This is a genomic window from Arthrobacter sp. 9V (assembly GCF_902506065.1).
GTDB lineage: Bacteria > Actinomycetota > Actinomycetes > Actinomycetales > Micrococcaceae > Arthrobacter.
Genome location: NZ_LR732912.1, coordinates 4,443,386 through 4,455,514 on the forward strand (window position 1 = coordinate 4,443,386; position 12,129 = coordinate 4,455,514).

The window sequence follows — 12,129 nt, forward strand, 5'->3', positions numbered from 1 at the left end:
CCATGCGGAAACACTGGAAACTCCTCACAGCCTTGGGGGCGGTGATCCTGGTCATCGCTGTTGCCGTCGTCCTGCTGAACCCACCGGCACCGGCGGCCAAGCCGGATGACCCCAGCTCTCTGCAGGCGTCCGGGAAGTTCGGGTTCCCTGTCTCCGGGATCAAGATCGGTGAAGGCGGGACTAAAACCGCCAGTGACGGCAAGACCATCACCGGCTACAACGGCAGCTGCGACTCAGCCGCCCAAGCAGCCGCCAACTATACCCACCTTCTCAGGGACGTCAACGTCACCACTTGGGCCCAACAGAAGAAGACGCTGAAGGAGCTCTCAGAAACTGGTCCATGGTTTGCTACGGCCACCTTGGCTGGGGACACCCTGGCCGGACTGAAAGAGCAGCCTCCTGGAGCGTTTGAAGGTGGATGGATACAGCGATCCGACGTTAGTGCTGGGGGCATGTACCGGCTGGCGGGCTGCGAAGAAAAGAAGAAGGCCGTGGTCCAGGTCTTCACCGGCTCTCTTGATGGCCGAACTGACAGCGTCCCGTTGGCAAGCTTCGGAACTGTCACGATGCAGCTCGGATGGGATGGCGACTGGAAAATTACGGACGCTACGCCGAAAGCCGACGACCCGTCGTTCGGAGGCAGGGTCAAGGATGCAGGGCCTGGAGGGCAAGACCCTAAAGGCCCAACGGGTGCCATCCCGGTTCTGGACGAGTCGCTAGTGAACTGGGTCTTCGAGGGCAAGAGCAAGGAGGGGTGGGTCGAGTATGCAAACGCTAAGCGCTAGCCGGGCGTTACGCCTCGTCGCAGCCCTGCTGGCGCTGTTCCTTGGCTTCGGCGTCGTTTTCGCTGGACCCGCTGAGGCAGCAGACGAAGTAAACACGACTGAGAAGCTAAACGCGGACCAGCTCAAACGCCTTGCAGGGCTGCCGGAAGCACAACGGAACGGTATCAGGGACCGCTTGAACCTTGAGCACGGTAAGAAGGCGTGCAGCAACGTGGTCTTCTACGGAACTATGGGCGGAAGCAACTGTGAGAACACTGCTGCCAAGGCCTTCGGAGCATTTCTCACCACCCCCGAACAGTCCTTGGACTACGACGGAACACAGCCTCGTTTCTGCAGTGGCCTTTCCACAACCGGGGCTCCTAACGCGGCGGTGTCCTATTGCGTGGCTTCAGCGCTGTGGGAGAAGTACGCTCCGATTGCCGGTGTGGTGATGCGGACGACCATCTCGGCAATGCCGGGCGGTCAGGTTGTCCTGGGCACGGTCGATACCGTGGCGTTCATCGCCAACGCGAAGGACGGGTTTGAGAAGTTCGCCAACACCGTCAAGGCAGAGGGCGTGAAGTCCACCGACGAGGTGCTGAACAACCTCTTGAAGATCTCGGTATTCGAGATTGATGACGCCTTCCGTGCCACGTGGGCTGTGTTCGCCGGGATCGGGATCCTGGTCATGGGCTTGATGTATTTCAAGCTCTGGAAGGACGTTGCGAACGAAGAGATCGATATGGACTCCGCCCGGACGTCTTTGCTTTGGTACGGGCCGTTGTCCATGCTCCTGGTGCTGTTCGGGCCGGCTATCGGCTACGTGATCAACGGATGGATGACAGGGCTGACTGAAGGGATCACATTCTGGACTTCCAGCAGGGTCACGGACTTCGGGGTCGCCATTTCCCGGTTCGCGTCGTACGAATCCAGCGGTGCGTTCGGTCCCTTGGCGGCGGTCTTGCTGTTCGGGCTGCTGTTCATCGCTGCCTGGGCCATGCTTGGGCTGCTCGCGCTCCAGCCGTTGGCCCTATACCTGCTGGGCTTGGGCATCGCACTGATGGTCGGGTTCATGATCCACCCGAAGTACCGCGAACGCGTGGGCAAGATCGGAGCGCTGTGGCTCGGGATTTCCCTGTCAAAGCCGTTGCTGCTGCTTCTCATGGGAGCGGTGTTCAGCTATATCGCCTCACGTCCGGCGTTTAGCGGCGAGGGCGTGGACGATGGCATGGTGAACGCGACATCGGTGTTCCTGGCCGCGGCCGCGATGTGTGTTCTGGCTTTCGCCCTGCCGATGCTTTACAAGTACGTCCCGATCCTGCCGTCATCCTCGACCAGCCTGGGTGAGGGCCGTCAGTCGATCGCCGGGCCGGCCATGGTCGCCGGCGCGGGCGCTGCGATTTCCTCGGCGATCAGGCAGCGCCGGACCGCACAGGTACAGTCCGGTGCTACGGGCGGACGGAGCGGGAGTCTTTACGGGGGCGGGGCCGCCACGAAGGGCCCCTCGTCGGTGGCAACGCAATCAGAAGGTCAGGGCGGTTCAGGGCTGGGATCGAACGGTTCGGGAGTCTCAGGACGCCGCAGTGCGGCCTCCAGGGTTCCTACCGAGCAGGGTGCTGCACCCTCGGGTCAGGACCATCAAGGCGGTCGGGCGCAAGGACAGGGACATCCGGAGACCCGCACGATCGGGGAGTTGCAAAAAGCCGACCGCGCCGGAACCGGCGGTGCAAAGGCAGCACAGACGTTGAAGACCGGGGCCGGGGCAGTGGGACGGGGATCGGCGAAGGTCGTAGCCGGTGGCGCGACGGCGTTCCTGCTGGCGGGCCGGGAAGCGGCGCGTCAGGCCTCCATGCGCGGCCAGCGCTCAGCGCGTTCGATGGCTCCGGATACCGACCACATCAGTGGCCGGTAAGAGAAGTACGGCAAGGAGTAGGTAGTCATGGGAAGAATGGTTGTTGTCGGCGGCGAGGTCCAGAGCCGTGGCCTGTTCGGCGGAAACCGGACGGCACCGGAATGGATCGGTCTGTCAGTGGCCGTCGGTACCGGATTGTTGATCGTGCTCGCCGGTGGCAGCAATGTCGTGGCGTGGATCAGCGCCGTGGTGCTGGTTCTGGCAGGGGTCATCCTGACCACACCCAACAAGCTCTCCGGCCACCGCTCCCTGGGCGCTCTCTTCGTTGAACTCCGACACAAGAAGATCCGGGCCAAGAACAAGTCCCTGGTCTACGTCCCGGTCAAGGACCGTCCACAGACGCGGATGATCAAAGCCGGGAAAAAGGACCGTGACCGCGCCGATGCGAACGGCATGATCGAGGTACCGATCCGGCACAAGGACAACGCCCCGCTCATGGTCGGCACCGTCCGCCACTTCTCCATCGATACCCCGGAAGGTCCGCTGGTCATCTTCCGGCATCAGGGCAAGGTCAAGAAGTCCTACTACACGGCCACGATGGAAGTCATGGGTTCTTCCTCGGGAATCCGGGAGGAATACCGGAAAGAATCAGGACACGTCGCCCGTGGCCAGTACCTCGCCCGGTTGGCCCGCCGACAGTCCCTGGTCACCCATGTCCAGACCCTCGCCCGCGCCGTGCCGATGGACTCGGCCGACCACCTGCTGTGGGTCAAAAAACGCGTCGCACAGAATGTTCCACGGATCCTCTTGGAGTCCTACGGTGACCTGTGCGAGACGACCCGTTCACGGTCCGAACAGCACCGTACCTACGAGACGTTCCGGATCCCCGGCTCCCCGGCACTCTACCGCCGCGCGGAAGCGTACGGGGCAGGGGATGAAGCTATCGGTCAGGCGATCTATCAGGAAATCCGCTCAGCCATGGCCCAGGCGTCCATGATGGGTTCGATCACGAACTCGCGGCCCCTTGGACCTGAGGCCATGGCCGCGCTGCTGCGTCACTTGCAGGACCCGGACTTCGACATTGACGACTACGACGGCGCCAACCTGATGGACTGCTGGCAGCACCTGGACGGCGCAGCGTCGCCCATCTCGGTGGTAGTGAATGACCACTGGCACATCCGCACCGGCTACGTGCCGGCCCCTGCATTCAGTCCCGCACCCATCCCGGTCGAGGCGTTGGAAGCGATCATTAGCGGCATCCAGCCCGCGGTCGTGCACTCAGTGTCAATGGTCATGGAGCTTGAAGATGCGCGCAGTGCCCGGTCCAAGGCCCGCTCGGATGCCGCGATGGACCGGGCAAAGGGGAACGAGGTGGCCAAGTCCGGTGTCGTCACCGACGGCACCGAAGAAGTGTTGATGGGTGCCTCCACCCAGCGCCTCCTGGATCTGAAGCCCGGTTCCGGCCATCACGGCGCGGCTTACGGGCTGTATATCTCTTTCGCGGTGGAGGACGCGAACGAGATTCTGTCCACTACCGACATTGTTGAGGCAGCTGCCTCCGATGCCGGTATCGAGTTCATTGATTGGTTGGATCACCGCAACGACCTTGCCCTGATCGCCACCATGCCGTTCACGAGGGGAATCCGATGAGCACCACGAACGATGTCAAGCGTCTCAGTCTGCCTTGGGCTGTGGCCAGCAAATCCAAGCGGTCCCTCAAGGCCCAGGTCCGTGCCGGGAAGCTTGAGCTGGAAGCAGCGGACACCACGGCCGATGGTTTGCGCCCTAAGAAGCCGCTGACGAAGAAGGCTGTGAAGAGGGCTGAGAAGAAGGAAGCCAAGGAGCGTGAGCTGGCCGAGGCCAAAGCGAACGCCCAGACACGGTGGCATCACGATCGCAAGTGGGCGTTCGCGTCGAAGCTGGGGTTCTATGACCCGGCAGCGCCGGGCATCGCGTCCTCGACACGGCAGATGGAGTTCTCCCACATGGCGATTGCCTCCCCTCCGACGTCGCACCGCGGTCTGGTGTTCGGCGTCGACGCCGGGTCCGGGTGGATGATCGTCCACGACCCGTTCACCGCCTACGGTGACACCCTCGAATCCCCGAACGTCTGCTACATCGGTGACCTTGGCCAGGGGAAGTCCTCGGCCATGAAGACTTGGGGTGTGCTGCGTCAGCTGATCCTCGGCCGCCGCGTCGTGGTCATCGATAAGAAGTACCAGAAGGACGTCGGCGGCGGCGAGTACACACCCCTTGCGCGGAAGCTCGGCGTCGCTCCGGTGCGGTTCAGCATTGGTGGCGGTGGATCCCGGATCAACATCCTCGATCCCCGTATCGCTGCCCGCCTGAATGAGGAAACCCACGACAGCGCCGAAGCGTTCCGCACCCCGGCCGGTCAGTCGATGCTGGTCCGTGCTGTCATGGAAGAAGCCCTTCGCCGGCCGATGACGCCCAAGGAAGGCAAGGCGGTACGTATGGCGCACCGGCAGGCTTTGACGGATGCGAAGAAGGCCGGGGAAGTCGCGCACATCGGGCACGTCCTTAAAGCCCTCTACGCGCCTAACGCAGACGCCGCGAAGGCCACGAACCTCACGGTGGAGGAACTGCGCGAGTGGGGTCAGGATCCGGCCTTCGAGCTTGAACGCATGATCGAAGATGACCTCGCAGGCCTGATCGACGGGGAAACCAGTTCGGACATTCAGCTCAACGCTGGCCTGACAGTCTTTGACGTCTCGCTGCTTCCAGAAGATGGTCCGGCGCTGCCGATCGTCATGACGATCATCAACACTTGGTTGGCCAACACCCTCTACCGGCAGGAAGAAGCAGTCCCGACGGTGCTGCTGATTGAAGAAGCTTGGCACACCGTCCAAGGGTCGGTGACCACGGTGACCCGCCGCAACACCAAACTCTCTCGCGCCCTGTCCCTGTCCTGCCAGTTCGCGTTCCACCATATCTCCGACATCCCGGCAGACAGCCCGGCGATCTCCATGCTCAAAGAATGCGGCACCGTCCTGCTCTACAAGCAGCAAAAGAGCGCCGACGCCCTGGCGTGCGAAGAAATGTTCACCCTCCCCGTCGGGACGGCCGAAGTGATCACCAAACTGGTCAAGGGCACCTGCCTGTTCAAAATCGACCAATACGACCCCTTCGAAGCCATCCACGTACGCAGCCCCCTCGAAGTCGAACTGACCGACACGGACGGTGCCATGAAATCCACCTCCACCATCGCGTTCACCGAAGAATCCACCGACGAAGCCATGGAGGTCATCCCGGCATGAGCAAGCAAACCTCAACAGACACCCTGATGAAGATGGGCCTCGCCGGCTTCGTTGTCGTGCTGACGGGCCTCGCCTGGGTCTCAGCATTCCTCGGTGAGCTCCTGACACCAACCGGGATGCCCTGGACCAACTTCACGGAATTGGTGGCCCGGTTCAAACACGGCACCTTCGCATGGCCGCAAGCGGCGACATACATCCTGATCGTCCTCGCCTTGGTCGCTTTCCTGGGCATCGCGTTCCTAACCGTCGTGCTCGGGGGCAACAAGCCGAAGGACGACGGCCTGCCCCGGTACAAGGACCTCGAGCCCCGGATGGGCAAGAAGGCAGCCTTGGCCAAAGCCCGGCAGTCACTCCACCTGCCCGAAGATGCGACCGAAGCGGACATCATCGTCCCTGCGTTCAAACTCGACGGCAAAGTCCTCTACGTCCAGCACGAAGATTCCATGTGGGTCTACGCACCGCAACGCTCAGGAAAGACCCTCTATATCGCTGTCGGAATCGTATTGGATGCCCCGGGCCCGGTGCTGGCGACGTCCACGAAAAACGACCTGTTGATGTACACGGCGGTGACGCGCAAGCGGCACGGCCGCGCGCGGGTCTTTGACTTACAGGACATTTCCGGGTGGCCCGACACGATTAGCTGGAGCCCTGTGGCCGGTTGTGAAGACCCGGATGAAGCTCTCGCCCGAGGTAAAGCTTGGGCAGGCGCCCAGCCGATGGGGAACGTGAAGAACGGGGACTGGTTCAACTCCAAGGCCGCAGCCATCCTGGGCCGGTTCTTGCACGCCGCGGCGCTCGATGGCGGCACCATCGAGGACGTCGTGCGCTGGTCCAACAACTTCGCGGATCCCGAACCTTTGGAAATTCTCCGTGAACATGGGGCACCTGCCGCGTTCGCTGAACGCCTTCAGGCGCTGACTTCCTCCCGTGCAGGCGAAACGGTGGACTCGATCCAGGAGACCCTTGCCGGGCTGCTGGAGCCTCTGTCCTCGCCTAAGGCCCTGAAATTCCTCACCCCTGCCGAGGACCAGGGGTTCAACGTGGACGACTTCCTGACCGGGGCAAATACCCTGTATCTGCTCACGGACGGGGAAGATTCCCCGGTCGCTCCGTTGGTGACGATGTTCGCGGACCACGTCTTTCGTAAAGCCCAGAAGATCTCCCAGACCCGCGCCGGCGGTCGTTTGTGGCCGGTGTTCACGATGGTTCTGGATGAAGCACCCAACGTTGCAGCGTTTCCGAAGATGGCCGGTGCCCTTTCGGACTCCGGCGGCCGCGGTATCCGCATCATCGGATTCAGCCAATCATTCGCCCAGAACCGCGCCCGCTGGGGAGACGACGGGGCCAAAGCGATCCGCGGGACATCCTCCCTTCGACTGTTCCTTCCCGGCCTGGAAGAAATGGCCGAACTCGAAACCATCGCCAAAGCCGCCGGACCGACCACCCATCAGCGTGTTTCCACGTCACGGGGCAAGGGCGGTTCGTCCAAGACCACCAGCGAAGAGGAACGCCCTGCAATCCGCGCCCACAAGATCCAGCAACTGGAACAAGGCAAGGCCTTCATGCACTACACCAACGTCCGCCCGGCCGTCGTGGAACTGACCCCGTACTGGGAACGCGATGACGTCGAGCAGATCAAAAAGGACAAACATGCCGCCGAGGCCCTAACCCGCCGGATCACCGCATGAGCGAAGACCTCTACGCCGACATCCCCTTACCGGACGAGGACCCTGCACCGGAAGACACCAGTGCAGGCAACCAAGCCGGGGCACCCGGCAACGCTCCGGCTGGCGTTGACGGCGACGGCGTATTGCCCTCCGTCGAGGAACTAGTCCTGGACCATGACGACCAGCTGGGCCAGCTCCGCGCAGACGTCGACGGCCTAGTTGGACTGGTCGGGGATCTTCTCCAGACGCCGCCCGCCGAGAAGCCGGCGCCCTGGAACTGTAAGGAACTGGACGGCCCCGGCAGAGCAGCCCTCCTCACAGAACTGCGTCAATGGGTTGACTGGTACAACGGCCGCTACGGTGTCACGACCGATTCCAGGATCTTAGGCTGCTGGTACCGCCACGGCCCCGTTTTGGAAGAACTTATCGGCGTGTGGATCGCCTGGCGGGCAGCCTACTACGGCCACCACACCCCCAAAGATGCCCCCGCGTACTGGCACGAACGGATCCTGTGGCCCGCCATGGCGCGGATCACCAAAAGCAACTGGGGTCTTTCGGCGTGCATCCCCACGCACAAGGACCCCCGGCCCAAGTCCGAGCCTTCCACAGACGACGGATTCACAGCCTTCATCGCCACCCTGGATGGCTGACCCGGTTCCACAGGACGGCACAAGAGCGCACACCCGTAAGCTCATCCAATCTGGGCAGCAGGCCGAACCCAAAGCGGCCCACGCCCGACAAACCAGCACGACCAGGGACGCGAACTCAAGGCAGACGTACCCACGGTGGTCGAGTGTCCTCACAGCCAACCTCAAGCTTGGGGTGGGCATAATGCCACCGAAGCTTCGGTCAACCGCTATTTGACCGGGGCTTCGCCAATTTCGGCACCGGGAACCCCAGCCGGTAGCAGCTAGTGGTGTCGGCCTGTGTTGTCAGTCCCTGTCCATAGGTTGAAGCCGAGAGAAACTAACGAACGGGATTGACTTGGGCGCCGACGTGATGGATCACCGCAGAACCCGGCATTTTCAAAGGTGAGAGCCGTCGTCCGTACAGAAAACGTGAAGGCTGGGAGCTCAATCCAAAGGGAGAGTCGGCCGGTCGCCGAGGAGTACGTCAACTTGGCCCGTCCAGGTAGTGGTTCGAACAAGTTAAAGCTGGTGAGCAACTCGAAAGCCATTCGCCGGCCGTCCCAGCGCGCGGCCGGCTATGTTTGGTGGGCTTCGAGTGGTGTGTGATGCCAGCAGCGTCCAAGACGGCTTTGCTCGAAGGTATCAGCCCAAGCACTTCCGACACCGCCACCGTACGGCTCAGTATTACGTCCTGGGGGAGTGCGGCGCGGGAAGCCCCGACTTCGCCCATAGCCCTGTGGCTAAAGCTAGGAGTCGGGGTTCTTGCGTAGGTACTCTCGAAGGCCGGGAAGAGCGTAGTCAACTTTGCCGTGTCCGGACGATTCGATAAGTCCGGCGTCAAGGAAGCGGTTCCTGTATTTCGCGATGAGGGCTAGCCGGGATCCTGTGCGGTGGATGATATCGGCTGCCGTTGAGGGTCCGTCGTCGATGGACACGGCATGGAGGAACTCGCGGTCCTTGGCTGAGTCGGCCGCGAGGGCTGCTCCGATGATGACGCCTTCGTTGCGTCGGATTCGGGCGGTTACGGCTCTGCCGACTGCTGCGGGGGAGAGGTGTCCGTTGTTCTTCTCCGCTTCTCTCCAGAGGAAGTAGCCGATGAGTTGGATCAGGAAGGGGTATCCGCCTGTGGCAGCTGTTGCCTCACGGACCAGCTCTGGCGGGATACGGTCACCAGAGCGATGACCCGCGCAACTATTCCGAAATCCATGCCGCACCTTTACGAGATGCTTCCAGAACGGCGGAAGTTAAATTGAGCGTACTAGGGGAAAGCAGACACCGGGAAATCTGGCGGAAATCCACCGCGCATCTTGGGCTGGAGGCGCCTGACGAAAGGGGAGACCGCGAGGTGGCCAACCCCTTCCTTTACAGTTTTGAGCTGGTTGGGGACGAACGTCCGGGAATCATCGATTGTGCCCATTGCTGAACACTCGAGCGGAGGCAGGAGCGTGAAAAGTCGGCGTCGTCACGCAGCTCTCTGTAACTCAAGGCGCCGTGGAAGCATGACTGTCCTACCTGCCCCGACATCGAGCAGCTGATGAATGAAACGAGAGCGGACGACTCCTGACGTGAGCGGCTGGAGCCCGAACTTGCCTGCACAAACTTGCTTAGGAAGCGAATTGCGGCCTTACTTCAAACACTATGTAGACGACGTTGCCATAGCCGGGCCGCACGACACCGTCCAAGCTGTCAGAGCCTATCTTCTGCCCTTCCAGCTCAAGAAAGTCTGTTGAGGTGAGCTTGAATGGACTACTTCCCGAATTGTAGACGGCTGCGGAACCGTCTACATAGGCCACATTAAATAGGGTATCGGAAAGCATAGAGACACCGTCCCAGAGTTCGTTCGGGAAGGCGTCATTTGATCTGATCCAGGCGTTGCTTGCGATGGACGTGCCTGTGCATGTAGGAAGATTCGCCATAACCGTCGTTCCCGTGGCCGTTGCCCGCGTATCACCGGCATCGTTTCTCACATAAATACGAATGAAATATGTGTGTCCTTTTTCAACCTTCACATGCTTTCTCCACAAGCCATCGACGTCGCTAGCGTCCTTTATGGCGTAGAAGCTTCTTTCATCTCCTAGGTGTGGATTGTCACGCACGGAGTTAAAGAGCGCATATTGTGGCGTTGCTGTATCAGTGAATATGGGTCGGCTTGGACCCCAGCCAACGGGGATGGGGGTTCCACCGCTTGAGCATCCCGTGGATTGTGGCGTTGCCGTCTGATCAGTGGGGTCAGGATTCGCTCCGCTCAAAGCGGACTGGTTGATTCTGTCAAGCATGTCGCTGTTGATGTCATTTGCTCGTTTTTGCTCGGCCAGCTGCTGAGCTGATCCATCCGAGGCGCTCTTAGCTGCATTCCAGTTCTGCACCCCGATGACCAGCGAGAGTAGTAGCGCACCCGCAGCTACGATGAGGCTTCCAAAAGACACGGCTGACTGGTCGCGAGACCAATCGGGTCGCCCAATCCAGACTAACGATTTCAAGTTCTCCTGAGAACGTTTATCGACCAATGCGCACCCATCCAATACGAATCTGAGCAGAATGGAGATTCTGAGGGTATACGAACAAGGGGCGGAGAGCGGCATATGGAAGCATTGCTCTTGGACTTGGACCGCATGAAGACGTCCCCTTGGGCACAAGCCTACTACGTAACAATGGCACCCAAAAGTGAAACGTCTTCCGTTCGCGCGCCCATGCTAGTGCTCCACGATCTACTCTTTGTCTAGGCACTGCCACTAACTTGGGAGATCTTCGATGATGAAAATTATTCGTTACATCATGTTCCTCCTCTTGATCGCCCTGGTGCCATCATGCACTGCCCAGGCTCCGCAAGCCGAGTCGTCGGATTCGGCACAGAGTAGCCCCGCTGATGACAACGTCGAGGAATCGAAAGGACTAGGCGGTTGGGGGCCGGATAGACCTACCTTTGCCGCAGATGCTCTGGCCGATTACGTCACTTTGAACTCACTCATCGGAAGTTCTTGGGGAGATGAGCGGAACTTCGTACAGGTGAAAAACAAGGAAGCGCCAAATTCGGAATATACAGATGAACTAGTGGTGGCGGTTGGGGAGACATACACGGCCATTGTTATGTATAAAAATGCTGCCTCATCACAGGTAGTCGCTCCGTCTACGAACACCACGGTTCGAGTTATGGCCCCAGGCTCGATCAAAGGGGTGGGGGAGCTAAATGCTTTCCTTGCCGCCTCAAACTCGAATCCTCACGAGGTTTGGGACAGTGCTGTTATCAGGCTAGACAATCCGTCGTCGGAAGTTGCCCTGAGATACGTTCCCGGCAGTGCTGTCGTTCATTCGAAGGGGCGGGTCAGCGGCTTGACGCTTCCGGACGATCTCTACACGACAGGGACGCCACTCGGCTGCAACCAACTGGATGGGCAATTGGTTGGCGAGGATGCAGCGTGCGCAGGATACATAACTTTCGATTTCATTCTGGATCAGCCAAACTTCACTGTCGCAAGCCTGGGCGCATCCCCCAAGAGCGACGCGCTGTCGCTCAGCGTTGCGGCTCGTGTGGGAGAAACGATAGAAATGCGTGGCGAATATAAAAATACCGGAACCACGCTCCAAAACGATGTTGTAATGGATCTAAACCTCCCGGATGGAATGGAACTCGTATCCAACAGCATGAGAATTGCAAACAGTGCAACAAATGGAAAATATAAATCTGTATCGGAACAAACTGCCAACATGCTGCTTCCTGGGCAGCTAAATATTGGTAGTTACAGTCCAGGAGGAGCATGCTACATTAAGTTTTCAATTATGATTAAGGATGTTCCTGGGCACGACTTCACAACGAATGGTCAGATTTATAGGTATCCTGAAATGTATGCTCACACAAACAATGGGTCTAAACTTTCGGTTCTCAAGGTCCAAGTTCGCGGTCCGCTTCAATGAAAGCAAGTGTAAAGCCCGCTGAGGTCA

At 60.2% G+C, this 12,129-nt stretch carries 9 protein-coding genes; 7 read left to right on the plus strand and 2 right to left on the minus strand.

What is annotated here, in order from left to right:
- Positions 1 to 2: 2 nt before the first annotated feature.
- From BACI9J_RS20465 to BACI9J_RS20490, 6 genes are read left to right on the plus strand one after another with little or no spacing between them, the layout of a single operon-like run.
- Positions 3 to 785: a hypothetical protein gene (locus BACI9J_RS20465; protein ID WP_159735978.1), complete on the plus strand. Its 783-nt coding sequence runs from the start codon at positions 3 to 5 to the stop codon at positions 783 to 785.
- Entirely contained in the window at positions 766 to 2,676 is a 1,911-nt protein-coding gene (locus BACI9J_RS20470) for a hypothetical protein (RefSeq protein WP_236558792.1), read from the plus strand. The genes BACI9J_RS20465 and BACI9J_RS20470 overlap by 20 nt, the downstream gene beginning before the upstream one ends.
- Before the next feature lie 27 nt (positions 2,677 to 2,703).
- The gene (locus BACI9J_RS20475; RefSeq protein ID WP_159735979.1) at positions 2,704 to 4,266 is read left to right on the plus strand and encodes a hypothetical protein; all 1,563 of its coding nucleotides are present in this window, start codon (positions 2,704 to 2,706) and stop codon (positions 4,264 to 4,266) included.
- Positions 4,263 to 5,894 (plus strand): ATP-binding protein, encoded by a 1,632-nt coding sequence (locus tag BACI9J_RS20480; protein WP_159735980.1) that lies wholly within the window; start codon positions 4,263 to 4,265, stop codon positions 5,892 to 5,894. The genes BACI9J_RS20475 and BACI9J_RS20480 overlap by 4 nt, the downstream gene beginning before the upstream one ends.
- A complete protein-coding gene (locus tag BACI9J_RS20485; protein ID WP_159735981.1) occupies positions 5,891 to 7,582 on the plus strand; it encodes a type IV secretory system conjugative DNA transfer family protein in 1,692 nt (563 codons plus the stop codon). Before BACI9J_RS20480 ends, BACI9J_RS20485 begins: the two co-directional genes overlap by 4 nt.
- Positions 7,579 to 8,211 carry a hypothetical protein gene (locus BACI9J_RS20490; protein WP_159735982.1) on the plus strand — a complete coding sequence of 211 codons (633 nt, stop codon included), beginning with the start codon at positions 7,579 to 7,581 and terminating at the stop codon, positions 8,209 to 8,211. The genes BACI9J_RS20485 and BACI9J_RS20490 overlap by 4 nt, the downstream gene beginning before the upstream one ends.
- Positions 8,212 to 8,936: 725 nt before the next feature.
- Here the strand turns inward: BACI9J_RS20490 and BACI9J_RS20495 are convergent.
- Together BACI9J_RS20495 and BACI9J_RS20500 are read right to left on the minus strand one after the other, a co-directional pair.
- A complete protein-coding gene (locus BACI9J_RS20495; protein ID WP_159735983.1) occupies positions 8,937 to 9,404 on the minus strand; it encodes a hypothetical protein in 468 nt (155 codons plus the stop codon).
- A 390-nt stretch (positions 9,405 to 9,794) separates the two neighbouring features.
- The gene (locus tag BACI9J_RS20500) at positions 9,795 to 10,616 is read right to left on the minus strand and encodes a hypothetical protein (protein WP_159735984.1); all 822 of its coding nucleotides are present in this window, start codon (positions 10,614 to 10,616) and stop codon (positions 9,795 to 9,797) included.
- A 325-nt stretch (positions 10,617 to 10,941) separates the two neighbouring features.
- Here BACI9J_RS20500 and BACI9J_RS20505 point away from each other — a divergent pair, with 325 nt between their 5' ends.
- Positions 10,942 to 12,102, plus strand: coding sequence for a hypothetical protein (locus tag BACI9J_RS20505; protein WP_159735985.1), 1,161 nt, complete (start codon positions 10,942 to 10,944; stop codon positions 12,100 to 12,102).
- The last annotated feature ends 27 nt before the right edge of the window (positions 12,103 to 12,129 follow it).